Raw genomic sequence first — 24,168 nt, 5'->3', positions numbered from 1 at the left:
CAGGCCACCCTGCAACTGATCACGAAGTGGATGCCCACTCTCTGTTCAACACCGCATAGATGAACTCGTCACCCCATAAACCGTCGAACCGATCGTTCTCGATGAGATGCGCTTCCTTGCGCATGCCCAAACGCTCAACGACACCGATCGATCCATGATTCAAGGCATCAAGTCGTGCAAAAATGCGGTGGTAACCAAGCGCCTTGAAGCCGAGCGTGATCATCGCTCTCACTGCTTCCGTGGCATAGCCTTGTCCGGAAAATGCCGGGTTGAAGATATAGCCGATTTCGGCCTGCAGCGCGCTCACGCTGGCAATCTTTAGAAGAACCTCACCAACGAGTGCGGAATCCGCATCTCGCATAACAGCAAGTCGCAGCGTGTCTCCGTCCTTCTCGAAAGCAGTCGAAAGGGCTTTTGAAAACTGCGCTTCCAAAGCTTCGGCCGATGGCGGCGAAGAATAGAGGAATCGATAGACGTCGCTGCGCTTATGATACTCGGCATAGGCATCGAAATCCGCAAACTGGAAAGGGCGGAGGGTCAGCCGCCCGGTCTGGATGGGGAGAGAGGTTTCAGGAAACATTCATCGGGCCTTTTTAGCAATCCCGGACATCTGGTAGCGAGACTTGTGAACCGCAAGTCGTCAAACCTCGATCGGAAAGGAAAATCCGGCCTTTACACGATCCATGACGACCATGGTCTTGAAGCCCTTGATATCGTGGTTCTCATAAAAGAACCGGCGGGTGAAAGCCTCGTAGTCCTCCATGTCCCTGGCGGTGATGACCAGAATGAAATCAGCGTCGCCCGTGACGTAATAACCGATCATGACTTCGCGGGTCGCGCGGATAGCCGCCTTGAAGCGATCGACGATATCGGCGCGCTCACGCTCAAGCGAAACGAGTACGATCATCGTAATGCCGCGGCCCACCGCCTTCGGCGAGACGATGGCGACATCTGCTTCGATCACCCCCTCTTCACGCAGGCGTTTGAGGCGCCGTTGGCACGCGGTTGGCGAGAGGTTGACGATCTTTGCCAACTCCTCCGAGGTCAGACGGTTGTTCTTCTGAACGGCTTCGAGCAACGCCCGGTCGGCTCTATCGATATCGGTCATGCACAATTCCTGCGTGTTCACCCCATAAAGAGCATTATTCCTGCACCAAGGCATACAGAAACGCTGCCGATCAATGATGCCTTGCCGGTAAGCTTCCCGCAACGGAAAAGGAGCCTGCCCATGAAAGCCATCGCCGGCGTTGCGCTTAAAAGCCTGAGAAGGCCAGACCTCGTGGAGCATCGCGCGTTGCTGGATGGGCAATGGATAGAACGGCGGGAAACGCTTGTCGTCACCGATCCGGCAAATGGCGAGGCTCTGCTCGATGTTTGCGCCTGCACCGAAGATGACGTCGAGGTTGCCGTGGAAGCAGCTGGCAGGGCGTTTGCGACGTGGCGGGACATGCTGCCGGTCGAACGCGGTGACATTCTGCGGGCATGGGGCCGGCTGATGCGCGACAACGCCGGCGATCTAGCGGTAATCATCACTGCCGAGCAGGGAAAGCCGCACTCTGAATCGCTCGGCGAAATTTCCTACGCCGCCGCCTTTCTCGACTGGTTTGCGAGCGAAGGTGAGAGATCCTACGGCGAAACTATTCCGAGCCACCTCAAAGGCGGTAATCTTTCCGTGCGGATGCAGCCGATAGGCGTGACGGTGGCCATCACCCCCTGGAACTTTCCCTCGGCCATGATCGCTCGCAAGGCGGGCGCCGCCCTTGCTGCCGGCTGCACGATGATTGTCAAACCGGCGCCTGAAACACCGCTTTCGGCACTGGCTCTGGCGAAGCTCGCGCAGGAAGCGGGCATGCCGGCCGGCGTATTGCAGGTTTTGCCGGGAGAAGCCGCACCACTTGCGCGCCGCCTGCTGGAGCATACGGAGGTAAGGGCATTTTCCTTCACCGGCTCGACCGAGGTGGGAAGGCTCCTCCTCACGCAATCGGCGGCGACTATCAAGAAAGCATCGCTGGAACTTGGCGGCCACGCTCCCTTCATCGTCTTCGCCGATGCGGACCTGTCCCAGACCGTGAAGGGCTGCCTCGCAGCCAAATTCGCCACATCGGGACAGGACTGCCTTGCGGCAAATCGCATCTATGTTCAACGCGGGCTTTATGACCGCTTCATTGAGCGGTTTGCCGACGCGACTTCCAGACTGACCGTTGGCCATGGTCTTGAGCCTGGCATCGACATCGGGCCAATGACACGACCATCCGTCGCCGAAAAGTGCCGTCAGCAGATCGCGCAGGCGCTTTCTGCCGGCGCACGCCTCGTCTGCGGCGGCCAGGACAGTCCGCTCGGGGGCAATTTCGTCACTCCCACCGTGCTCGCCGATGTGACGGACGAGATGCTGATCGCGCGCGAGGAGACCTTCGGGCCGGTCGCCGCCATCCTGCCCTTTGATGATGAGCGGGAGGTCGTGAGACGCGCCAATGCGACGGAGATGGGCCTTGCTGCCTATCTTTACACCAACGATCTCGGCCGGGCGATGCGACTGACCGACCAGCTGGAATACGGCATGGTTGCCGTCAATACGCCGAAATTTACCGGCGCGCCGATCCCCTTCGGCGGCTGGAAACAATCCGGCCTTGGCCGCGAGGGCTCGCGTCACGGCCTCTTGGAATATCTCGAACCCAAATATGTCTGCTTCGGCAATCTGGCTGCCTGAAAGGAACCCGCCTATGACCATCGACATCAAAAATATCGCGGAAATGGATCGAAATGCGGTTCTGCATCCCTTCACGCAGCTGAAGGACTTCGCCAGCGGCAAGCTCGGGGAACCGACCATCGTTGAAACCGGTAAGGGCATACGCATTCAGGACGCGCACGGTAAGCAGTTGATCGATGGCTTTGCCGGGCTTTATTGCGTCAATGTCGGCTACGGTCGCACCGAGGTGGCGGAAGCCATTTCCCGTCAGGCCTATCGGCTCGCCTACTATCACTCTTACGCCGCCCACACGACGGACGAACTGGCGATCCTTTCAGACCGGCTGGTGAAGATGGCTCCCGGCAAGATGAGCAAGGTGTTTTACGGCATGTCGGGCTCGGATGCCAACGAGACCCAGGCCAAACTCGTCTGGTATTACAACAACCTGCGCGGCAAACCAGAGAAGAAGAAGATCATTTCCCGCGAGCGGGGATATCACGGCTGCAGCGTGGTTTCCGGCTCCATGACCGGCATGAGCTTTTATCATGAACACATGGACCTGCCGCGCGCTGGCGTGCTGCATACCGGCGTCCCCCACCATTATTGGGGCGCTGAAGCCGGTGAAACAGAACTGGAATTCTCAAAACGGCGCGCCGACGAACTGGAAGAGCTCATTCTGCGCGAAGGTCCCGACACGGTCGGCGCTTTCATTGCCGAACCGGTGCTCGGCACGGGCGGCATCACGCCACCGCCGGAAGGCTACTGGCCGGCGATACAGGATGTTCTCAAAAAATATGATGTCCTGTTGATCGCCGACGAGGTCATCACCGGCTTCGGCCGTACGGGCTCCATGTTCGGTTGCGAGCATTACGGCATCGAACCGGACCTCATCACCGTCGCCAAGGGTCTGACTTCGGCCTATTTCCCGCTCTCAGGCGCCATCGTTGGGGAAAAAGTCTACAGGGTGATGGAGGACGGCGCTGATCGCGTCGGCGCCTTCTCGCACGGCTATACCTATTCCGGCCACCCGATCGGCGCGGCGGCCGCAAATGCCGTGCTCGACATTGTCGAAAAGGAAGATCTGCCCGGCAACGCGCGGGCCGTCGGCAGCTATTTTCAAGAGCAGTTGAAGGCGAAGTTCGCACAGCTTCCAATCGTCGGCGAAGTGCGTGGCGTGGGCCTGATGGGCGCTATCGAATTCGTGGCGGACCGGGAAAAGAAGACACGTTTTGCACCGGGTCTTGCGGTCGGCGCACGCGTTTCGAAGGCAGCACGCAATGGCGGCCTCATTGCGCGGGCCATGCCACATGGCGATATTCTGGGCTTCGCACCCCCCCTGGTGACAACAAAGGCGGAGGTGGACGAGATCATCGCCATCGCCGAATCCGCCGTCCGCAGCGTTATGGACGATTTGGTGAGGGCAGGAGAAAAAATCTGACGCAGCATCGGCGTCGAACAACTGCAACGGCTGCTCATTTCGACGGCAACTGCACCTCTTTGCAGCGCAGTTGCCGTCTGCGCTGCATAAGGCTTCATCTTTTCGCGAAAGCATGCATAATGTCATGAAATAGCCCCGTCTAAAACGAGACAATTTCATGCGCCGTCAAGCCAATCCGATGAACTCCGATCCGGTTTCCGCAACCAAACCGGTGGCGTGGCGCCCGTCGCTCACCAAGCAGAAGGGCGAAACGAAACATTCGGCACTGACAGAGCGCATCATCGCCGATATCGACGCCGGCGTTCTGAAGCCGATGGACCGCATGCCGACCCACCGCGATCTGGCGCGTGAACTCGGACTGTCTGTCCAGACCGTCAGCCTTTCCTACAAGGAGGCCGAACGGCTGGGTTATCTCAGCGGCGAGATCGGCCGAGGCACCTTCGTGAAGACACGGGTGACGGACCGCGCGGGCCGCATGATGCTCGACCACAGCCCGACCGAGGTACTTGACCTCTCCATTATCAGGGGCGTCTATCTCGACGAGCATGAAAACGCGTCACGCGCCATTCTGCGGGAGATGGCAGAGGGGGACAATTCCGGCTTCATGCGCCCATGCCGCCCCGTCGCGGGCCTTGAGAGCCACCGGGAAACCGCGCGCACATGGCTTGGCATGATGGGTGTTAGCGCAGGGGCGGAACGTATCCTCGTCACCAATGGCGCAGCTCACGGTATTTTCCTCGCTCTGAGCTGTATCATCCGCTCGAACGACGTGGTTCTCTGCGAAAGCCTGACGGACCATGGCATTATCGGCCTGTCGAACATCCTCGGCTTCAGCCTCAAGGGCCTGCCCACGGATGAGGAGGGCATATTGCCGGATGCGCTGGAGGCCGCGTGCGCAGCCGGAGGTGTGCGCGCGCTGGTGCTCATTCCCACCCTCAACAATCCCACCGGACATGTATCGGGCCCGGCGCGACGGCAGGCGATCGCCGCTATCGCTGAACGCTATGGCATCTTTGTCATTGAAGACGAAGTCTATCGGCCGATCATCGAGGATGATCTGCCATCCATCACTGAAATGCTGCCTGATCTCGGCTTTTTCGTCACCAGCTTCACGAAAGCGGTCCTGACGGGGCTGCGCGTCGGCTATCTTGTCGTGCCGCCGGCCTACTCCATCCGCGCCGCGTCCATCCTGCGGGTAACGAGCTGGAGCGGAACCTATCTCACGGCCGAGATAGCGACCCGCTGGGTCGAAAACGGCACTGCCTTGCGGCTGCTGGACGTGCAGCGCGCCGAGGCACGGGCGCGGCAGAAAATTGCCTTGGATATCCTAGGCCAGCATATCGCCTCGACCCATCCCCTTTCCTTCTGCGCCTGGCTGAAGGTTCCGACGCGCTGGACGGAGGACGGCCTGGTGCGCGCGCTGACGACCCAGAATGTTGCGGTAACCCCATCGGAACCCTTTATTGCCGGGCCCGGCCATGGCGGCGGCATCCGCATATGCCTCGGCGGCCGCCTCAATCATGCAACTCTTACCAGAGCTTTGACCACAGTGCGACAGACCTTCGAACAACTGCCGCCCGTCTACGATATCGGCTCGATCGGCTGAGGTCGTCGCCCGAAAATCATTGAATCATTACAATATAATAATTGACATGATTTTACTTCGCTCTCAACATGACAATCATGAAGAGCGAAAACCTGTCCATGTCGGTTTACAAGAGCCAGCTGCCGGTCTCACGGGAAGCGATAGAGCAGGCTGCGGTGCGGCTCGAGGGAAGAGTTGAGCGAACACCGTTGGTTCGCTCAGACAATCTTTCCGAACGCGTCGGTTATCCCGTTCACCTGAAGCTTGAAACCCTTCAGCCTATCGGCGCTTTCAAGCTGCGCGGCGCGATGAACGCCATACTCTCGCTTGACGATGAGGCACGCAGGCGTGGTCTCGTCACCGCCTCCACTGGCAATCATGGCCGGGCGGTCGCCTATGCGGCAGAGAAACTCGGTATTCCCGCCACGATCTGCATGTCGTCGCTGGTGCCGGCGAACAAGGTTGAGGCGATCCGCGCACTCGGTGCGGAGGTCCGGATCGTCGGCAGGTCGCAGGATGACGCGCAGGAGGAAGTGGACCGCCTGACCAGAAGCAGCGGCCTCACCGCTATCCCCCCGTTCGATCATGCCGACATCGTGGCTGGCCAGGGCACGATAGGCCTCGAGGTCGTTAAAGACATGCCCGACCTGGAAACAATTCTCATTCCTCTCTCGGGCGGCGGTCTCGCGGGCGGTATCGCCGTCGCGGTGAAGGCGCTGAAACCGGAGGCGCGGGTCATCGGCATTTCCATGGAGCGGGGTGCGGCCATGCATGCGTCGGTCAAAGCCGGCCGGCCCGTCTCGGTCCGAGAGGAAGAGACGCTGGCAGATTCGCTCGGCGGCGGGATCGGACTGGCAAACCGCGTGACATTTTCCCTTTGCCAGCAACTCCTCGACGAGATCCTGCTGCTCTCAGAAAATGAGATCGCGGAGGGCATCCGCCATGCGGCACGCGAAGAGGGGCTGACAGTCGAAGGCGCTGGCGCCGTTGGTTTTGCCGCAATCCTCTCCGGCAAGGTCAACATCAGCGGCCCAACCGCCATCATCGTATCGGGCGGAAACATCGATCCCGCGGTCCACCGGAAGATCGTCGACGGAGGCGTCGCATGAGCCGTATTACCATTCTCACAAAAAAAGACCTGCGCGCCGTCGTGAAGCTCGACCTTTCCGCGGTTGACTGTGTCGAGCAGGGCTTCGCCGCCCTTGCAACGCAAGCTGTCGCCATGCCGCCCATCATGCGGCTCGATATTCCCGAGTTTCGCGGCGAAGTGGATGTGAAGACTGCCTACGTGCCGGGCTTCGACGGTTTTGCCATCAAGGTCAGCCCCGGCTTCTTCGACAATCCGAAGCTTGGTCTGCCAAGCCTCAACGGTCTCATGATCCTTTTCAGTGCAAGGACGGGGCTGGTAGAGGCCCTGCTTCTCGACAATGGTTACCTAACCGATGTGCGCACCGCTGCGGCTGGCGCAGTCGCCGCGCGGCATCTGGCGCGAAAGGACGCGTCCGTCGCGACGATTTTCGGGGCGGGCATGCAGGCGCGTCTGCAGCTCGAGGCTTTGACGCTGGTGCGGTCGATCAAATCGGCCCGGATCTGGGCACGAAACCATGACAAGGCTGAGACGCTGGCAACCGATTTTACCAGAGAGCACGGCATCGACGTTTCCGCGGTGGCTGATCCACAGGCAGCCGTGCGAAACGCTGACATTATCGTCACCACGACACCGGCCGAAAAGCCGATCCTGCTCTCAGACTGGCTGGAAGACGGCCAACATCTGACCGCGATGGGATCGGATGCCGAACACAAGAACGAGATCGATCCGGCCGTATTCGCCAAAGCGCTCTATATCGCGGACAGGCTTACGCAGACCCGCATTCTCGGCGAATTGCATCACGCGATTGCCGCCGGTCGCGTCGAACGGGATCAACCTTTCGCCGAGCTTGGGCACGTGATTGCCGGCAAGGCACGGGGCCGTCTGTCGGCCAACGACATCACCTTTGCCGATCTGACCGGCACCGGCGTACAGGACACCGCCATCGCCAATCTCGCCTTTGCCCGCGCCAAAGACGCGGACAGCGGCCAAATCATCGAGAACAGCGTAACAATGGGAGACGCAGCGTGAGCGTATCGCTGAACTTTACGCGCGAGGAATATGCCGCGCGCCTGTCTGAAACCCGCAAGGCCATGGAAAAGGCCGGTATTGACCTGCTTGTGGTCACTGATCCATCCAATATGCACTGGCTGACAGGCTACGATGGCTGGTCCTTCTATGTCCACCAATGTGTGCTGGTGCCGCCGGATGGTGAGCCCATCTGGTATGGCCGCAAGCAGGATGCGAATGGAGCCAAGCGCACGGCATACCTCGCCCACGACAATATCATCGGCTACCCCGATCACTATGTTCAATCGAGCGAACGGCATCCGATGGACCTGTTGTCGCAGATCATCGAGGAACGGGGCTGGTCCGGCCTGACGGTCGGTGTCGAAATGGACAATTATTATTTCTCGGCAGCAGCCTTCGCATCGCTGAGCAAACATCTGCCAAACGCACGTTTCAAGGATGCCGCCAGCCTCGTGAACTGGCAGCGTGCTGTCAAAAGCCCGACCGAACTCGACTATATGCGCAAGGCCGGCAAGATCGTGGAACTGATGCACAAGCGTATCGTCGACGTCATTGAACCAGGCATGCGCAAGTGCGATCTCGTGGCTGAAATATACGATGCCGGCATTCGTGGCACCGCCGAATTCGGCGGCGATTACCCCGCCATCGTGCCGCTCCTTCCTTCCGGTGCCGACGCCTCCGCGCCGCACCTGACGTGGGACGACAAGCCGATGCGCTCAGGCGAAGGCACCTTCTTCGAAATCGCCGGTGCTTACAGGCGGTATCATTGCCCGCTGTCGCGCACTGTCTTTCTCGGCAAGCCGACACAGGCATTCCTCGATGCGGAAAAAGCAACGCTCGAGGGCATGGAGGCCGGTCTTTCCGCAGCCAAGCCCGGCAATACCTGCGAAGACATCGCCAATGCCTTTTTTGCCGTGTTGAAAAAATACGGGATCATCAAGGACAACCGCACCGGCTATCCGATCGGACTTTCTTATCCGCCAGATTGGGGCGAGCGCACCATGAGCCTTCGCCCCGGCGACCGCACGGAGCTGAAACCCGGCATGACGTTCCATTTCATGACCGGCCTTTGGCTGGAAGACATGGGGCTCGAGATCACCGAAAGCATCGCCATCACCGAAACCGGTGTCGAGTGCCTTTCCAATGTGCCGCGGCAACTCTTCGTGAAAGGCTGAGGATGATGTTGAAGACCGCGCTTCGCCCCTCCCCGATCACGCCCTCCGTCGATTTCGATGGCAAGGGCGTGCAACACGGTCATCTGCGGCTGCCCTACAGCCGCGATGACAGTGCCTGGGGCTCGGTGATGATCCCGATCTGCGTTATCGCCAATGGTGAGGGGCCGACCGCCCTTTTGACCGGCGCCAATCATGGTGACGAATATGAAGGGCCGGCCGCGCTTTTCGAACTCGCCCAGACACTCGACCCAGCCGAGGTGAAAGGCCGCATCATCATCGTCCCAGCGCTCAACTACCCGGCCTTCCGTGTTGGAACGCGCACCTCGCCCATCGACCGGGGAAACCTCAACCGCAGCTTTCCCGGCCGCCCTGATGGTACCGTGACGGAGAAGATCGCCGACTACGTCACCCGTCATTTGATACCGCTTGCGGATATCGTTCTCGATTTCCATTCCGGCGGCAGGACGCTTGATTTCCTGCCCTATGCAGCGGCGCACGAGTTGCCCGACAAAACTCAGGAAAGCCGTTGTTTTGATGCGGTAGCCGCTTTTGCCGCCCCTTACTCGATGAAGATGCTGGAAATCGACGCCGTCGGCATGCTGGACACGACCGTCGAGGAGATGGGAAAGGTCTTTGTCACCACGGAACTCGGCGGGGCCGGCACGGCAAGCGCGAAATCGATCGATATCGCCCGGAAAGGCATCGTCAATCTGCTGCGCCACGCTGGCATATTGGCCGGTTCGCCCGTTCCCGCGCCAAGCCGTTGGCTGGATATGCCCTCCAGTAACTGCTTCACCTTTGCTGAAGACGACGGTCTCGTTGTCTTCGTCCGCGATCTGGGAGACGCGGTCACGGCAGGTGAAACAATTGCCCGGGTTTACCCTATCGGCAAAACCGGCCTTGCGCCTGTCGATTACCGCGCCTCCATCAGTGGCCTGCTCGCTGCACGCCACGTTCCAGGCCTTATCAAGGCCGGAGACTGCCTTTCCGTCATCGCCACGGTCACGGAGAATACCTAGCCAGAAGAAACACCGTGAGATCCGAAAACGGACCACGCAACCCAACCAGAGGAGTAAGAACATGCGTATGACAAGACTTGCCGGCCTTTCCGCCCTCGCCCTTACCATCGGCGCGACGTCAGCAAGCGCGCTGACCGTCGAAGAAGTCAAAAGCCAGGGCTATATCCGGGCCGCCACGGCCAATGAGGTACCCTATTCCTACATGGAGCCGGATGGCACCTCCGCCGGTATCGGCCCGGATGTGGCCAATGCGGTTCTGAAATCGATGGGCATCGAAGAGGTCAACTGGACAGTGACGCCCTTTGGCACGCTGATCCCCGGCCTCAAGGCCCGTCGCTTCGATTTTGCGGCCGCGGAACAGAACATCTCACCCGAGCGCTGCAAGCAGGTTGCCTTTACCGAACCGAATTCGTCCTATGGCGAAGGCCTGCTGGTGAAGAAGGGCAACCCGAAAAAGCTGACCACCTATGCCGACATCGCCAAGGACCCTTCGTTGAAGGTGGCCGTCGTGTCGGGCGCGAACAATGTCGACTTCCTGCGCGCCGTCGGCGTCAAGGAAGAGCAGATCGTCTTCATCCCCGCCAATGCCGATGCCATTCCCACCGTCCAGAGCCGCGCCGACGCCTATGCGGCCACGGAGCTGACGGTTTCGGAACTCGCCAAGGGTCAGGCCAATGTCGAACAGGTCGAGCCTTTCACCGATCCGGTCGTGAAGGATGCGCCGGTGCGCAATTACGGCGGATTCGCTTTCCGCCCGGAAGACAAGGAGCTGCGTGACGCCTTCAACGCCGCCCTCGTCGAATTCCGCAAGACGGACGACTACAAGAAAATCCTCGCCAAATACGGCCTCTCCGAACAGAGTATCGCGGCAGCGGCCGAAAAGAAGGTCGCCGATCTCTGCGCCGGCAAATAATGCCAGCCGGCGCCCGGGCATAACCGGGCGCCGTTCCTCGGGAATTCGGGAAAACTCCAGATGGACATGACTGCCTATCTGCCGATGTTGTGGCAAGGCGCCGTCGTCACCATGACGATTACGCTCGCAGCCCTTGTCGTCGGCACGGTGCTCGCTTTTTTCTTCGGCATTCTGCGCGTCGAGGGTGGACCGATCCTGTCGGCCATAGCGCTCTGTTACACGGAAGTGTTCCGCGGCACCTCGCTGCTGGTGCAGCTATTCTGGTTCTATTATGCCCTGCCGCTGGTCGGGTTGAGCTTCGATCCGATCACGACGGGGGTGCTGGTGCTTGCCGCCCACGCTGGCGGTTACGGAGCGGAAATCGTTCGCGGCGCGCTGTCTTCCGTCTCGGTGCAGCAGCTGGAAGCCGCACGCGCACTGAACTTCACACGGATGCAGACGCTGTTTCGCATTTCGCTGCCGCAGGCGGTGGTGGAAATGATGCCGGCTTTCGGAAATCTCGCCATTGAAACGCTGAAGCTTTCTTCGCTCGTCTCCCTAATCTCGATTGCCGACCTCACCTTCGCGGCGCAGTCGATCCGCAACCTGACGCTCGATAGCGCCAGCATCTATTCGGTCACGCTGCTTTGTTATTTCGCGATGTCGTTGATCCTGATGGTGGTCATTCGGGTGATCGAACGCTTCGTGCGCCGTGGCAACGTCTTCCCGCGCACGCGCCATTCGTAAGGATATCTTCTCATGATGTATGGTTACGAATGGGACACGACCACCTGGCTCACCTACACCACCTCGATCCTGCCCATCATTCTGATCGGGCTTACGGTGACGCTGAAAGCCGCCGCCGCCGGTTTTGCCATTGCGCTGGTTCTGGGCCTCGTTTTCGCCCTGCTGCGCCGCAGCCGGGTGAAGATGATCGCCTGGCCGACTGCGCTTGTGGTTGAGTTCCTGCGCGATACGCCGCTTCTGGTGCAGCTGTTCTTCCTTTATTACGTACTTCCGGATTTCGGCATTGTCCTGCCGGCGTTTCTCACAGGAGCGCTGGCGCTCGGCCTGCAATATGCCGCCTACACGTCCGAGGTCTATCGCGGCGGCATTGAGGCAGTGCATCACGGGCAATGGGAGGCAGCGACGGCGCTTAATCTCACACGCATGCAAACCTACAGGGACATCATCATCCCACAGGCCATTCCGCGCATCGTTCCGGCCATGGGCAATTATCTGGTTGCCATGATCAAGGAAACGCCGGTGCTTTCAGTCGTCACGGTTCTTGAAATGATGGGGCTTGCCAACATGATCGGCGAGCGAACCTTCGAATATCTGGTACCGCTGACGCTTGTCGGCCTGATCTTCCTCCTTCTGACCATAATCTGCTCGGCAGGCCTCAGCCGCCTGCAAAGGGCGCTTCCAAAAGCAGGAATACCCTTGCGATGACCAATCACATCAATCAGCCACTGATCGAATTTTCCGACGTCACGAAACGCTTCGGCATTCTGACGGTGCTCGATCAGTTCAATTTCAACGTCGCCAAGGGCGAGAAAGTTACCCTCATAGGTCCCTCCGGCTCCGGCAAGTCAACGGTTCTGCGCATTCTCATGACGCTGGAACCATTCCAGGAGGGAAAGCTGACCCTTGCCGACATGTCCTACCATGAGCCGGGAGGCAAAGGACCTTTCAAAGCCTCTGAAAAGCATCTTCGCCAGATCAGAAACCATGTCGGCATGGTTTTCCAGAGCTTCAATCTCTTCCCTCATATGACCGTGCTGCGCAACATCGTGGAAGCGCCGGTGCGGGTTCTCGGCATCAGCCGGGGAGAGGCCGAGGCGCGTGCGCTCGAACTGTTGAAGATGGTCGGACTTGCGGACAAGAAAGATCATTATCCCGTTCAGCTTTCCGGTGGCCAACAGCAGCGTGTCGCCATTGCCCGCTCGCTTGCGATGCGCCCGCGTGTTCTGCTTTTCGATGAGCCGACTTCGGCGCTTGACCCGCAGCTGGTCGGCGAGGTGCTGTCCGTCATCCGCGACCTTGCCCATGAGCATGATCTGACCATGCTTCTCGTCACCCACGAAATGCGGTTCGCCCGCGAAGTCTCGGACCGCGTCTGTTTCTTCGACAAGGGCCGTATCTGCGAACAGGGAAAACCGGACGAAATCTTCGGTCAGCCTCGGGAAGAACGGACACGCGAGTTTCTTTCGTCCGTACTGCGGTGAATGCAACAGGCGCAGTCGCCAGAAATTTCAATCCGGTCGGATGGAAAGAACCTTACCGTCGCGGCTCAACACCATTGACCTGCCTGCCTCTGGTGCTGTGAGACCAGCAGACGGCCTCAACCACCAGGCACCAGGATATTCCCCTCGGATCTGCCGGGAATTGAGGTTGATCTCGGTGCCGGGCGGGAAGCGATCCATGCCGACGCTCTTCTCTTCAGACAGCTTGGCACTGCGAATTTCGTAAAGCTTGCGTCCTTCATCAAATGCTAACGTGACATCTTGAAGGGCAAAATCGTCGATGTGGACAACCTGCCCTTCTGGCGTATCAACAACCCACCTGTCTCGATCGACAAAACCGTCGATATAGACGTTGCCGGTGGATGAACGGACGGACGTGCCCTTTGGCAGGCGGATTCCATCGACGACATTGCCATCGGCAAGAACACATCTGGTGAAAGCGGAAATGTCGCCATCTGGTTTGAGGTCGAACTCCACTAGCTGCGTCGCATCACAGCGCCATGCGCTCTGGATGGCCACGCCATTACCGGTTACCCGCATGCTCTCTGGCGCAAAACCAACCGTCTCGTAATTCTCGTTGGTTTTGATCGAAATATAACGCTCAATCTCCACGGCGTCGATATTCGTCACGGACACAGGATGCGGAAACAGCGCGCGATTGAAGGATTCCGGTGTATTGGCGACCGCAAGTTCCAGTTTTGTGCCTTTGGGCATATCGATCTGGCCAAGGCGTGCGGGCGCCGAAAGCTCCGGCCGATAGCTTGCCGCCCTCTCGTTTTCATAGGCATTCATCTGGAGGTAAAAATCGCCGATCTGCCACAGGGTGAAGAGGGCGACAGCGGTTACCAGCCCATAGGGCAGGATCATCGGGCGCTTCCAGCGTCCTGCCGCATATCGAACAAGAAGACTTAAGGTCCAGACGACCCAGCCGCATGTCGTAACGAGAAGGAAGGCGAGGAGAAGCAACGCTTCCACAGATGGGAGTGCGACAGGGATCATAAAAACCAGCGGCCTTTGGCGGATCGTCCTGATCCTGAAGAGACGCTGGAGCTTTAGCCCCAAGCGATCGTCTGTTCAACTCGCCTATGACGGCTGGGGCGGCGATCCGCCCATAGCGATGACTGTTTGGGCCGGGCGACCGCAGATGCGACCGCCCGGCCAGCATATTATCGCAAATCAGCCGCCAAGGACGAAGCGGGAGAATGCCAGCGAATTACGGGCATCCTCGTCCATTTTCGCGATGTCGGCGCCTTCACTGAGGTCACGCCAAACCTTGATATCCGACCCGATGGTGCCTCCGGTCTTGACGAAAGGCTCCATGACGACCGCTCCGCTGTAATTGATCTCGCGGAGAGCCTGACCGATTTCATGCCACGGCATCCTGCCCTTGCCGGGAACGCGGCGATTGCTTTCGCCCGTGTGGAAATGGCCTAGCAACGGCCCAGCCGTCCGGATGGCCTCGCCAAAACTGTCTTCCTCGATATTCATGTGGAACGTATCCAGCATGACTTTCACATTGTTCTTGCCGACATCCTTCACGAAAGCGACACCTTCGGCCGCAGTGTTAAGAACATGGTTTTCGAACCTGTTCAAAACCTCAATGCACAGGTTGATACCGAGATCGTTGGCGAAATCGGCAATTCCGTTGATGCCTTCGACGCCGCGCGCATAATCGCCTGCCTTGTCGACCGGCTGCGAATAATCGATTGGCCAATAGGAGTGCAATGCCCCGCCGATGGTGCGGATATCGAGCTTGGCGACATTGGAAAGGGTTCGCTCAAAGAATGCCTTGCCGGCAGCACGCACCGAAGCATCCTCTGACGACAGGTTCTTCGTTTTGGACGGACCGATCCCGGCAGTGAGCATGATGCCGTTATCCCTGGCGCTCTGTCTGATGGTCGCGAGTTCGGCGTCGCTATACTCGTTGATGTGGTGGGCGGCGACTTCGATGATATCAAAACCGAGCTTGGCGACCTTTTCGATATAGGGGCCGAACTTGGCGCTCCACTCATGTTCCCAGTAAGAATAATAGATGCCGTGTTTCATGGTGTCTCTTTCGCTTTCTGTTTCGCTTGACTTTGAATGGGGAGGCGCCGTCATTCAGGCGGGCTCAGGACGCCGCACTTTTCCCCGGATTTCTGATGCGAATATCCGGCTCCGCGCTTGCGGACGTGATGAAGCGGCCATTGGGAAGATCGTTCTCCTCCACCTTGCGGTTGATCTCCTCCTCGCCGAGACCGAAACCAAGCCATCGGTCGCGCAACCGCGCACGCAGATCGTCCTCCTCGACATCGACGAAGACAGTGAGATCGAAGATCGGTCTCAGACGATCCCAAGGCGTTTCTCTGGCGAGGAGATAATTGCCCTCGCAGACGATGATATCGACGGATTGAGGGATCAGCCGGCCGCCGGCGCGGGCAATCTCGATGGCGCGATCGAAGACCGGCACGGCAACGACATCGTCCTGATTGGCTTTCAGGCGCTCAAGCATATGGCGCAGGCCGTGGGCGTCAAAGGTGTCGATAGCGCCCTTGAAAGCGCGGCGGTTCATCGCCTCAAGCACGGCATCGTCATAATGAAAGCCATCCATCGGAAACAGCGCAGCGGACACAGTGTTGCCCGCGTTCAGGGCATCGACCACACGTTCGGCGATGGTTGATTTTCCCGATCCGGGGGCGCCCGTAATGGCAATCATCACGCGCCGGCCATTCGAGCCGGCGAACCTTTTCAGCGCGAGGCCTGCAATTTCACCGGCATTATCGTCAATTTTACTCAAGATGCCCTCGCCTCGAAAAATGGTTATCGCCATCGGCTATTCGAAAATCCGGTACTGATTTGCCTTGTCGCGTAGAAAGGCCAGCCCCTTCTCCAGGGACTCCTCAGCGCTGGCGGCGACGGGCCGCCACGTCGAAATCGCACCCGCCATCTCTTTCGGCATCGCGGCGAAGCCCTCAAGTGCAAGGACGCCACTGAACCTTATAGCCGCGAGCGCCGAAAACACCTCGTCCCAGGCAACGTTGCCGAAGCCCGGAGTGCCGCGATCACTTTCCGACATATGCATGTATTTCAGGTGATTGCGGGCGGCGATGATGCCATTGGCGATGCCCTTTTCCTCCATATTCATATGGAAGGTATCGAGATGGATGAAGACGTTGTCGGCACCGATCCGTTCCACCAGCGCCACCGCCTGTTCGGCGGAGTTGAGCAGATGGTTCTCGTAGCGGTTGACGGTCTCGATGCCGAATTGCAGGCCGAGCGCTTTTGCGTGGGTGGCGGCCGCGGAGAGCGCCCTCGTCAGATTGTCATATTCGCCCTGCGTCGGCGGGAATCCGGTTCGCTCATTGGTGCCGCCATAGGTGACACCCGTCAGCGCCTTCGCCCCCATGGCGGCAGCCTTGTCGAGTGCGGCCTTGAGATGTTCGACGGCGGCTTGCGGACGGACGGACGCCCAGGCCGGCTCCGGCAACACTAGCGAACAGACCGCGCTGAGATCATGCCGTTCCAGCAGGCTGCGCGTGTATTCCGCATCGACGGAGGCGATATCGACAAGCGGGATTTCGATGAAATCCTGACCATAAGCAGCGGCACCGGCTATGGCGCGGGCGGCATTTTCGTGGTCCCATTTCAAAGACCACATCATTGCGTGAACACCGAGGCCTTTCACGTCATACCTTCTTTCTGAGAGATGCGAAGTAACTCGAAAACAGGCCGCGCGCCGCCATGACGACGATCATCAGCACGCCCCACAGCGCGGTGGCCAGATGCTGGTTGGCGCCGAGAAGATTGAGGCCGGACGACAGGAGCTGCAGCACGATGAGCGCGACGAAAACGGGCAGCACCCGGCCGAAACCGCCGAACGGATTGATGCCGCCGAGAAAGGCCGCCAGCACCGTGATCAGCAGATAGGATTCTCCATGGCCGACACGGACGGAGTTGAAACGGGCAAGCATGATGATGCCCGCGACAGCACACATCAGACCCGAGAGTGTATAAACGAGCACCTGGATCTTGCGGGTGTTGAGACCGGAATAACGCGCAGCTTCAATGTTCGAGCCGATCATCAACAGGCCGAAGCCGAGTTTGGTACGCGTTAACAACACATGCCAGAGGCCGACGCAGACGATAAAAATCAGAAGCGGGATCGGCAGGCCGAGAAGCGTACCGTGACCGAGTGGCGCCATATAAGCGGGGAACCCTGACACGTCGCCACCGCGGGTCAGAAATTCGCCAAGGCCGCGCAGAAAAATCATCATTGACAGCGTCACCAGAATGGGGTGCGCGCGGGTGTAAGCGATCGCCGCACCCGTCATGGCACCGGCAGCCCCGCCGGTGGCAAATGCAGCAAGGCAGGCAAAGAAGAAGGCGCTCGGCGGCGCATCCACACCGCCATGAGCCTGGAGTACCCAGGCCGCGGCAAGTCCTGAGAGATTGGCGGCGAAGGTGACGGACAGGTTGATCCCGCCCGTCAGCAGCGGCAGCAGCATCGCCAGCGTGAGAAGGCCCAGTTCCGGCAGCTGAAAGGCCACCGAGCCGAACGTCGCAAGCGAGAGAAAGTTATTCGCGAACGTTCCGAAGATGAGCATGACTGCGATGAAGGCAATCACCGGCCCCGCCATGTCCGGACCGAAGATCGCATTGAATTTCCTGACGAGGCTGCTCATCGCTGGGCGCTCCCCTTCTTTGCGGATGTCCGTAAGACGCTCGGCAGGAGCTTTTCGAACCGGGTGGACGAGAGAGTGATCGCGATGAGAATGATGGCACCGACGATCATTTTGAACGCAAAGGGAGATACCCCCATCAGGTTGAGGCCGTTCTGGGTGATCGACACCATCAGCACCCCGAGCACGCAGCCGATGACAGAACCTTTGCCGCCGCCAAGCCGCGCACCGCCGAGGACCGTTGCGGCAAGAACATCTAGCTCGCGGCCATAAAGCGCGTTCGGTACCACCTCCTGCGCGTAATGGGCCTGCATCAGCCCGGCAATGCCTGCCATCAGGCCGAGCCAGCCGAAGGAAATGTAATGCATCGCGCCGATATTGATGCCGAAGCGGCGTGCGCCTTCCGGATTGTCGCCGAAAGCGTAAAGTTTGCGCCCGACGGTGGTGCGCGAAATCATGAACCAGGTGGCAACACAGCAGAGGATCATCACCACCACAGGCAGCGTCAGCTCGACCCAGGAACCATCGGGCATTTCACGCTCGTAAAACACGACCCTCGTCGAAAGCCACTCCGGCAAGTCGTAGATCGATACGCCCTTGGTGAAGAACATCAACAGCCCGAAGAAGATGTTGAAGGTGGAGATGGTCGCGACGATGGAGATGATCTTGAGCCGCCAGACCAGGAAGGCATTGACGAAACCGAGACCAAGGCCAACAGCACCGGCAATAATGAAACCTTCCGCCCAATTGCCACCGCCGAGCGCGGTGAGCGCCAGCACCGTGACATATTGGACGACGGAAGCGGCGACCGCGAAGGAAATGTCGATACCGCCGGAGATCAGCACAACGAGCAGGCCGACCGCAAAGATGATGTTGACCGCCGAGACATTCAGCACATCGAAAGCATTTGAAATGGTGAGGAACCGGTCGGTGGCGAAAGAAAGCCCCGTGCAGAGCAGGACCATGACCACAAGCAGCGTGAATTCGGTCGTATGTCCGAGAATGAGCCTACGCATAGATGGCGGACTCCAGTTCGCTCAGCGACAGGCGTCGCGGATCATAGGTGGCGTGGAACCGGCCTTCGACCATGTGGATGACCCTGTCTGTATTGAAATAGACCTCCGGCGCTTCGTCGGAGATAACGATGATCGACAGGCCTTCTGCCGCGAGCTTGCGGACGATTTCGAAGATGCCGGCGCGCGCCCCGACGTCGACCCCAACTGTCGGTGCGTCGAGGATGAGGATTTTTGGTCCGATCGCCAGCCATTTGGCAATTGCCACACGCTGCTGGTTGCCGCCTGAGAGCGTGCGGATCGGATCTTCCGGCAGGCCGATCTTCACCCCGAGCGCTGAAATCCAGCGGGAAACGACATCCGCCTTTTTCGATGGCGAGATGAGGCCGCCGCTCAGCAACTTATCGAGCGAGGCCATGACGAGATTGTCGGCAATGGACTGTGGCTGATTCAGACCCAGCGAGAGCCGGTCTTCGGAGAGATAGGCGACGCCTGCCTGAATCGCATCCCGGTTGGAATGAAACTCGACCTTCTTTCCATCGACGAGAATTTCGCCCGATTGCGGTCGGTGCATGCCAAACAGCGTCAGGGCCAGCTCCGTGCGCCCGGCACCGAGAAGGCCGGTGATCCCGAGCGTTTCTCCGCGCCGCAGATCGAAGGAAACATCCTCGAACTCACCCGCCCGGCTCAGGCCGCGCACGGAAAGAACGACCGGCTTGTCATCGTGATCGGCGGCAACGACGGCGCTGTCAAAGTTGCGGCCGGTCATCAGCTCGGTCACGCGCGACTGCGTCATGCCTTCGACAGGGAAAACACCAACAAGTGATCCGTCCCGCAAAACGGTGATCCGATCCGATATCTCGAGCACTTCCGCCAGACGGTGCGAAACGAAGACGACCGCGACACCGGATGCCGAGAGGTTGCGGACGATGTCGATCAGATAATCCGTCTCCGACTGCGTCAGGGACGCGGTCGGTTCGTCCATGAAAACGAGACGGGCTTCGCCAACCAGCGCACGGGCAATCGCCACGATCTGGCGCTGGGCAATCGGCAGCTCCTTGAGGGGCTTGTCAAGATCGAACGACACGCCAAGCCGCGCCAGCGCCCTTGCCGCAGCTTTTTCAATGGCGCGCTTGTCGACGAGGCCAAATCTTCCATTTACCGCAAACTGGAAGCCAATGTTTTCGGCCACTGTCATTTCGTCGAACAGCGCCAGATCCTGCCAGATCACCTGTATGCCAAGCGATTGCGCAAGCGTCGGGGTCATCGCCGCAATGGGCCTGCCGTCGAAGTAGAGCTCAGCACCGCTTTCCGGCGTATAAACGCCGGTTATCACTTTGATGAGCGTGCTCTTGCCGCAACCGTTTTCGCCGGCGAGGCAATGGACTTCGCCCGGATTGACTTCGAAGTCAACACGCTTGAGGGCACGCACGCCACCAAACGTGACCTTGACATTCTTGAGGGACAGGAGCGGTTCTGCGCTCATGATAGCGTCAATCTCCTTTCGCCCCGAGTGGTTTTCAAACGTGGCGCTCGGCATGAAATTGAGATCGGTGTCGCGCGGGGCATTTTTCCCGCGCGACACCTTCGGCCTTGGGGAGGATCAGAGGCCCATGGAAACGAGCTTGTCGATGCTTTCCTTGTCGATCTTCAGGAGCTGATCGACAACGATGGTATTACCTTCGGGGTTGATGGTACCGAGGCCTTCAATGTTGTCGCCTGCCTTCGGGGTCTCACCCTTGGCGATCCGGTCTGCGAGCGTTACGAAAACCTCACCCGCCTGTTTCGGGTTCCACATAAAGCCGCCGGTCAGTGCGCCTGACTTGATGAGCTTGGCGCCCTGTCCCGGCGAGAATGGGCCAATAACGAAGACCTTGCCGTCTTTGCGGCGCTCCTCAACCGCGCGGCCGGCACCGATGGGTCCCTGTGAACCGAAGGCCAGGAAGCCCTTGAGATCGGCATTGGCCGACATCAGATCGAGCGCCGTCGAACGGCTCTTGTCCAGGTCTTCAGCGACCCCGTAGCGATCACCGACGAGCTTCATGTCTGGATAGTTTGCCTTGATGTAGGCGATCGCAGCATCTGCCCAGGCGTTGTGGAGCGGAACGGTGAGCGAACCGACGAAAACGGCATAGGAACCCTTGCCGCCCATCTTTTCCGCCAGCAGCTTTCCATGCGCTTCACCAAAGCCTTTGGCGGATGCGAGTTCAAAATCCCAGTCGGCACCGAGCTGTTTGGGCGATTCATGGGTAATGACCTTGATACCGGCGGCCTGGGCTTTTTTGAGCACAGGCTCCAGCACCTTGGCGTCATTCGGCACCACACCGATGAAGTCCACCTTCTGGGCGATCAGATCTTCGATAGCGCGGACCTGCAGAGCCGGGTCGGCGCTTGTCGGACCGACCATGAAACCATCCACGCCGAGCTTTTTGCTTTGCTCCTTGATCCCGGCTTCCATGGCGTTGAACCACGGAATACCACCGATCTTAACGACGACGCCAACCTTCGGCCCTTCGGCGAAAGCTGCGGATGAGAGCAGCGCGAGCGACAGACCAACCGCCGCACAAATAATCTTCTTCATTGAAGTCCTCCTCAAAAATCGGCAAACGAAACCCGCCCGCAGCATGTTCTTAACCGCCGCGTTCAACATTTCTCATCTCGTTTATTCGAGACTCTCCCTTTGCCACTCCCACAGCAACCATCCTTGCACAATCGATATTGCCAGCCTGCACAATCGATGGTGCAATAACCATATCATGAAGCGCCCTTCCGTCAAGAGGACGCGTGCTCTAATAATCAGAATCAGTTGGGGAGATCACAGTGAAGGACATAAGTTCCAAGAAGGCCACGATATACGATCTGTCGATATTGTCCGGCGCATCCGCGTCGACGGTCAGCGCCGTCCTGAACGGATCATGGCGAAAAAGACGGATCTCCGAGGAGACGGCCAACAAAATCCTGTCACTTGCCAAGACGCACCGCTACACCACTAACCTGCAGGCGAGAGGGTTGAGGAGCTCGAAATCGGGACTCATTGGTCTCCTGGTCCCGATCTATGACAACCGTTTCTTTTCCTCGATGGCGCAGACATTCGAGGGCCAGGCACGCAAGCGCGGCCTTTCGCCCATGGTTGTATCCGGCCGGCGGGATCCTGAAGAGGAGCGGCGTACCGTCGAGACATTGATTGCCTATTCCATCGATGCGCTCTTCATTGCCGGCGTAACCGATCCAGACGGCGTGCACCAGGTTTGCGCGCGGGCGGCACTGCCGCATGTCAATATCGATCTTCCCGGCAAGTATGCCTCGTCGGTAATTTCCGACAATCGGCACGGCGCGCAGATACTGACCGCGGCGATCCTTTCCCATGCCGCGAAGACAGGGGCACTCGGGCCTGACGACGTCGTTTTGTTCGGCGGTCACGATGACTACGCCAGCCGAGCGCGAATTGACGGCTTCCACGCGGCCAAATCCGCCCATTTCGGCATGGAGGGCGGGGACGATATCGAAATCACGGGTTATTCGCCCCGCATGACAGAACTGGCGTTCGAACGGTTCTACGAACGCAGGGGCCGCCTGCCACGCTGCTTCTTCGTCAACTCATCAATCAATTTCGAAGGGCTGCTGCGTTTCATGGGGCGCCACGATGGCGAGGCCTTTGGCGACATCGTCGTCGGCTGTTTCGACTATGACCCCTTTGCATCGTTCCTTCCCTTCCCGGTCTACATGGTCAAGCCTGATATCGCGCAGATGCTTGAGAAAGGTTTCGACCTGCTGGAGGAGAACCGGAGCGATCCCGAGGTCATCATCATCGAGCCAAAGCTCATCCCGCCGCGGACCGCTCTGGAGGGGCCGCTCGACGATATTTGGGACCCGGTTTCGCTGCGCCGGAGGGTAGAATGACGATCTCAGACTTCGGGCGATCTGGAGACGAGGTACAACATCGCTGCTTTTCGGCGGATTAGGTGCGGGCCGCGTATTGCTCGAATTCTGCAAGACAAGTCGGTCGTGCAAAAAAATAACCCTGAAAAAGCTCGCAGCCGTATGACAGCATCATGCGCAACTCTGCTTCCGTCTCCACCCCTTCGGCAAGGACCTCCAGGGAGAGATCATGTCCCATCCTGACAATGTTTTTTGTTATTGCCGCCAAGCGCCCGCTTTCACTCACGCCCTTGACGAAGCTTCGATCGATTTTGAGCTGCTTTAAAGGCAATTGGCGTAGATAACTCAGCGACGAGTAACCCGTTCCGAAGTCATCAAGCGCGATAGCAAACCCGGCGTGATGCAGCAGCTTCATCTTGGTAATGGCGGCTTCTATATCCGAAAGGAAAACGCTTTCTGTCAATTCCAGCTTGAGCAACCGTGCGTCAATGCCATTTGATGAAACGGCTTCGAGAAGCTGAGCGGAAAATCCCGCATCCACGAAGTGGTCGGCGGTGATGTTGATCGACAATGTGAGGTGGCGCATTGAAGCTTTAGATTGCCAACGGGCAAGCGTCGTGCATGCCTCGGCAATCACCCACGCACCGAGCGTCGGCATGAACCCCGTGCGTTGCGCAAGCGGGATGAATTCCGCAGGCGGTATGTGGCCACGCTTGGGATGGTTCCAGCGCAAAAGCGCCTCCGCACCGCTCAGCGAACCGTCCGTCCGCACCTGCGCCTGATAGAAAAGCTCGAATTGCCCGTTGGAGAGTGCGGATCGCAGCTCGAGTGCATTTTTTGTCTGGCTTCGGAACTGAGCCTGCATCGCTGCGACGCCACCGCACAACATACCCGTTGCGAATATGCCGTTGAACCATGCGCTGACGCTTCGGACATCCTGTGAGATCGGGGTGCTGAAAGGGAGGTTGGCGGCGGAAGCACACAGGAAAATAAAAGCCAGAAGACCCGCCGTAATAACGACAAACTGCGGGAGCGAGCGCTGACGTTGAAAATTCATATAGCCGACGAAAACGATGACGAGGAGGTAGAGATGCGTCGTTCTTGGAACCGCCGCGTCCTGAACATCGATAAATAGCGAATACCAGCACACAAACAGGGTGCAAGCGATCTGAGCGAGAATGAGACCGCATGAAAAATGGCCCCTCAGGCAAATCACCCAGCACGGGATGACTGCGACGCCAAGCAGAAGAAGGCTGACCGCGATATTCCAGCGTCCTGTCAAAACGAAGAAGAGGAACCAGCCAGTCCCGAGCGCAAGACCAAGCCATGCGGCTATGCGGCACAGGAGATGAAGGTGCTGCGAATATTCCTCACGGTCTCTGGTCTTTTGAAAGGGCATGCTGGCCTTGCTTGATATGAAAAGCGGCGAGCCCGCTCCTTGCTGGAAAAGCCGGCAGG

The 24,168-nt window shown here is 58.9% G+C and carries 23 protein-coding genes; 12 read left to right on the top strand and 11 right to left on the bottom strand.

Annotated features, from left to right (window positions below):
• Positions 1-19: 19 nt before the first annotated feature.
• Entirely contained in the window at positions 20-580 is a 561-nt protein-coding gene (locus FS804_RS20420; protein WP_144578702.1) for a GNAT family N-acetyltransferase, read from the bottom strand.
• 60 nt (positions 581-640) lie between these two features.
• Positions 641-1,108, bottom strand: a complete 468-nt coding sequence (locus FS804_RS20415; RefSeq protein WP_144578701.1) for an Lrp/AsnC family transcriptional regulator — start codon at positions 1,106-1,108, stop codon at positions 641-643.
• A gap of 120 nt (positions 1,109-1,228) precedes the next feature.
• Here FS804_RS20415 and FS804_RS20410 point away from each other — a divergent pair, with 120 nt between their 5' ends.
• The 11 genes from FS804_RS20410 (at position 1,229) to ehuA (ending at position 13,142) form a co-directional block, all read left to right on the top strand.
• Positions 1,229-2,707: an NAD-dependent succinate-semialdehyde dehydrogenase gene (locus FS804_RS20410; protein WP_144578700.1), complete on the top strand. Its 1,479-nt coding sequence runs from the start codon at positions 1,229-1,231 to the stop codon at positions 2,705-2,707.
• A 13-nt stretch (positions 2,708-2,720) separates the two neighbouring features.
• The gene (locus FS804_RS20405; protein WP_144578699.1) at positions 2,721-4,124 is read left to right on the top strand and encodes an aspartate aminotransferase family protein; all 1,404 of its coding nucleotides are present in this window, start codon (positions 2,721-2,723) and stop codon (positions 4,122-4,124) included.
• 157 nt (positions 4,125-4,281) lie between these two features.
• The gene (locus FS804_RS20400; protein ID WP_144578698.1) at positions 4,282-5,730 is read left to right on the top strand and encodes a PLP-dependent aminotransferase family protein; all 1,449 of its coding nucleotides are present in this window, start codon (positions 4,282-4,284) and stop codon (positions 5,728-5,730) included.
• Between the two features lie 68 nt (positions 5,731-5,798).
• Positions 5,799-6,818, top strand: a complete 1,020-nt coding sequence (gene eutB, locus FS804_RS20395) for a hydroxyectoine utilization dehydratase EutB (RefSeq protein ID WP_186376931.1) — start codon at positions 5,799-5,801, stop codon at positions 6,816-6,818.
• Complete coding sequence (gene eutC, locus FS804_RS20390; RefSeq protein ID WP_144578697.1) at positions 6,815-7,828, top strand: ectoine utilization protein EutC; 1,014 nt, start codon at positions 6,815-6,817, stop codon at positions 7,826-7,828. The genes eutB and eutC overlap by 4 nt, the downstream gene beginning before the upstream one ends.
• Positions 7,825-9,003 (top strand): ectoine hydrolase DoeA, encoded by a 1,179-nt coding sequence (doeA, locus tag FS804_RS20385; RefSeq protein ID WP_144578696.1) that lies wholly within the window; start codon positions 7,825-7,827, stop codon positions 9,001-9,003. The genes eutC and doeA overlap by 4 nt, the downstream gene beginning before the upstream one ends.
• A 5-nt stretch (positions 9,004-9,008) precedes the next feature.
• Positions 9,009-10,022 carry a N(2)-acetyl-L-2,4-diaminobutanoate deacetylase DoeB gene (gene doeB / locus FS804_RS20380; protein ID WP_144578787.1) on the top strand — a complete coding sequence of 338 codons (1,014 nt, stop codon included), beginning with the start codon at positions 9,009-9,011 and terminating at the stop codon, positions 10,020-10,022.
• 61 nt (positions 10,023-10,083) lie between these two features.
• Complete coding sequence (gene ehuB / locus FS804_RS20375) at positions 10,084-10,935, top strand: ectoine/hydroxyectoine ABC transporter substrate-binding protein EhuB (RefSeq protein WP_144578695.1); 852 nt, start codon at positions 10,084-10,086, stop codon at positions 10,933-10,935.
• 60 nt (positions 10,936-10,995) lie between these two features.
• The gene (ehuC, locus tag FS804_RS20370; protein WP_110758813.1) at positions 10,996-11,661 is read left to right on the top strand and encodes an ectoine/hydroxyectoine ABC transporter permease subunit EhuC; all 666 of its coding nucleotides are present in this window, start codon (positions 10,996-10,998) and stop codon (positions 11,659-11,661) included.
• Positions 11,662-11,673: 12 nt separating this feature from the next.
• Positions 11,674-12,366 carry an ectoine/hydroxyectoine ABC transporter permease subunit EhuD gene (gene ehuD / locus FS804_RS20365; RefSeq protein WP_063951727.1) on the top strand — a complete coding sequence of 231 codons (693 nt, stop codon included), beginning with the start codon at positions 11,674-11,676 and terminating at the stop codon, positions 12,364-12,366.
• Entirely contained in the window at positions 12,363-13,142 is a 780-nt protein-coding gene (ehuA, locus tag FS804_RS20360) for an ectoine/hydroxyectoine ABC transporter ATP-binding protein EhuA (RefSeq protein WP_063951726.1), read from the top strand. The genes ehuD and ehuA overlap by 4 nt, the downstream gene beginning before the upstream one ends.
• A gap of 27 nt (positions 13,143-13,169) precedes the next feature.
• Here the strand turns inward: ehuA and FS804_RS20355 are convergent, their stop codons facing one another.
• From FS804_RS20355 to FS804_RS20320, 8 genes are all read right to left on the bottom strand, one after another.
• Positions 13,170-14,159 carry a hypothetical protein gene (locus FS804_RS20355; protein ID WP_144578694.1) on the bottom strand — a complete coding sequence of 330 codons (990 nt, stop codon included), beginning with the start codon at positions 14,157-14,159 and terminating at the stop codon, positions 13,170-13,172.
• Between the two features lie 177 nt (positions 14,160-14,336).
• Entirely contained in the window at positions 14,337-15,206 is an 870-nt protein-coding gene (locus tag FS804_RS20350; protein ID WP_144578693.1) for a sugar phosphate isomerase/epimerase family protein, read from the bottom strand.
• 64 nt (positions 15,207-15,270) lie between these two features.
• The gene (locus tag FS804_RS20345; RefSeq protein WP_144578692.1) at positions 15,271-15,936 is read right to left on the bottom strand and encodes a nucleoside triphosphate hydrolase; all 666 of its coding nucleotides are present in this window, start codon (positions 15,934-15,936) and stop codon (positions 15,271-15,273) included.
• A 36-nt stretch (positions 15,937-15,972) separates the two neighbouring features.
• Entirely contained in the window at positions 15,973-16,824 is an 852-nt protein-coding gene (locus FS804_RS20340) for a sugar phosphate isomerase/epimerase (protein ID WP_144578691.1), read from the bottom strand.
• A 1-nt stretch (position 16,825) separates the two neighbouring features.
• A complete protein-coding gene (locus FS804_RS20335) occupies positions 16,826-17,821 on the bottom strand; it encodes an ABC transporter permease (protein ID WP_144578690.1) in 996 nt (331 codons plus the stop codon).
• Positions 17,818-18,834 (bottom strand): ABC transporter permease, encoded by a 1,017-nt coding sequence (locus tag FS804_RS20330; RefSeq protein ID WP_144578689.1) that lies wholly within the window; start codon positions 18,832-18,834, stop codon positions 17,818-17,820. The genes FS804_RS20335 and FS804_RS20330 overlap by 4 nt, the downstream gene beginning before the upstream one ends.
• Positions 18,827-20,317 carry a sugar ABC transporter ATP-binding protein gene (locus FS804_RS20325; protein ID WP_144578688.1) on the bottom strand — a complete coding sequence of 497 codons (1,491 nt, stop codon included), beginning with the start codon at positions 20,315-20,317 and terminating at the stop codon, positions 18,827-18,829. The genes FS804_RS20330 and FS804_RS20325 overlap by 8 nt, the downstream gene beginning before the upstream one ends.
• A 117-nt stretch (positions 20,318-20,434) precedes the next feature.
• A complete protein-coding gene (locus FS804_RS20320) occupies positions 20,435-21,412 on the bottom strand; it encodes a substrate-binding domain-containing protein (RefSeq protein WP_144578687.1) in 978 nt (325 codons plus the stop codon).
• A gap of 239 nt (positions 21,413-21,651) precedes the next feature.
• On the opposite strand from FS804_RS20320, the gene FS804_RS20315 reads away from it, so the two are divergent.
• The gene (locus FS804_RS20315) at positions 21,652-22,731 is read left to right on the top strand and encodes a LacI family DNA-binding transcriptional regulator (RefSeq protein ID WP_144578686.1); all 1,080 of its coding nucleotides are present in this window, start codon (positions 21,652-21,654) and stop codon (positions 22,729-22,731) included.
• A 58-nt stretch (positions 22,732-22,789) separates the two neighbouring features.
• Here FS804_RS20315 and FS804_RS20310 read toward each other — a convergent pair whose 3' ends face one another.
• Entirely contained in the window at positions 22,790-24,109 is a 1,320-nt protein-coding gene (locus FS804_RS20310; RefSeq protein ID WP_144578685.1) for a bifunctional diguanylate cyclase/phosphodiesterase, read from the bottom strand.
• Between the last annotated feature and the right edge of the window lie 59 nt (positions 24,110-24,168).

This window comes from Agrobacterium sp. DE0009, assembly GCF_007680755.1.
Lineage (GTDB): Bacteria > Pseudomonadota > Alphaproteobacteria > Rhizobiales > Rhizobiaceae > Agrobacterium > Agrobacterium tumefaciens_B.
The sequence above is the reverse complement of the archived record's forward strand: the minus strand, read 5'-3'. Positions and strand labels throughout refer to the sequence as shown.

What these genes read in the sequence shown, in the direction of transcription:
- FS804_RS20420 (WP_144578702.1), bottom strand. Translation starts at nt 580, where the DNA reads ATGTTTCCTGAAACCTCTCTCCCCATCCAGACCGGGCGGCTGACCCTC.
- FS804_RS20415 (WP_144578701.1), bottom strand. Translation starts at nt 1,108, where the DNA reads ATGACCGATATCGATAGAGCCGACCGGGCGTTGCTCGAAGCCGTTCAG.
- FS804_RS20410 (WP_144578700.1), top strand. Translation starts at nt 1,229, where the DNA reads ATGAAAGCCATCGCCGGCGTTGCGCTTAAAAGCCTGAGAAGGCCAGAC.
- FS804_RS20405 (WP_144578699.1), top strand. Translation starts at nt 2,721, where the DNA reads ATGACCATCGACATCAAAAATATCGCGGAAATGGATCGAAATGCGGTT.
- FS804_RS20400 (WP_144578698.1), top strand. Translation starts at nt 4,282, where the DNA reads ATGCGCCGTCAAGCCAATCCGATGAACTCCGATCCGGTTTCCGCAACC.
- eutB (WP_186376931.1), top strand. Translation starts at nt 5,799, where the DNA reads ATGACAATCATGAAGAGCGAAAACCTGTCCATGTCGGTTTACAAGAGC.
- eutC (WP_144578697.1), top strand. Translation starts at nt 6,815, where the DNA reads ATGAGCCGTATTACCATTCTCACAAAAAAAGACCTGCGCGCCGTCGTG.
- doeB (WP_144578787.1), top strand. Translation starts at nt 9,009, where the DNA reads ATGTTGAAGACCGCGCTTCGCCCCTCCCCGATCACGCCCTCCGTCGAT.
- ehuB (WP_144578695.1), top strand. Translation starts at nt 10,084, where the DNA reads ATGCGTATGACAAGACTTGCCGGCCTTTCCGCCCTCGCCCTTACCATC.
- ehuC (WP_110758813.1), top strand. Translation starts at nt 10,996, where the DNA reads ATGGACATGACTGCCTATCTGCCGATGTTGTGGCAAGGCGCCGTCGTC.
- ehuD (WP_063951727.1), top strand. Translation starts at nt 11,674, where the DNA reads ATGATGTATGGTTACGAATGGGACACGACCACCTGGCTCACCTACACC.
- ehuA (WP_063951726.1), top strand. Translation starts at nt 12,363, where the DNA reads ATGACCAATCACATCAATCAGCCACTGATCGAATTTTCCGACGTCACG.
- FS804_RS20355 (WP_144578694.1), bottom strand. Translation starts at nt 14,159, where the DNA reads ATGATCCCTGTCGCACTCCCATCTGTGGAAGCGTTGCTTCTCCTCGCC.
- FS804_RS20350 (WP_144578693.1), bottom strand. Translation starts at nt 15,206, where the DNA reads ATGAAACACGGCATCTATTATTCTTACTGGGAACATGAGTGGAGCGCC.
- FS804_RS20335 (WP_144578690.1), bottom strand. Translation starts at nt 17,821, where the DNA reads ATGAGCAGCCTCGTCAGGAAATTCAATGCGATCTTCGGTCCGGACATG.
- FS804_RS20330 (WP_144578689.1), bottom strand. Translation starts at nt 18,834, where the DNA reads ATGCGTAGGCTCATTCTCGGACATACGACCGAATTCACGCTGCTTGTG.
- FS804_RS20325 (WP_144578688.1), bottom strand. Translation starts at nt 20,317, where the DNA reads ATGAGCGCAGAACCGCTCCTGTCCCTCAAGAATGTCAAGGTCACGTTT.
- FS804_RS20320 (WP_144578687.1), bottom strand. Translation starts at nt 21,412, where the DNA reads ATGAAGAAGATTATTTGTGCGGCGGTTGGTCTGTCGCTCGCGCTGCTC.
- FS804_RS20310 (WP_144578685.1), bottom strand. Translation starts at nt 24,109, where the DNA reads ATGCCCTTTCAAAAGACCAGAGACCGTGAGGAATATTCGCAGCACCTT.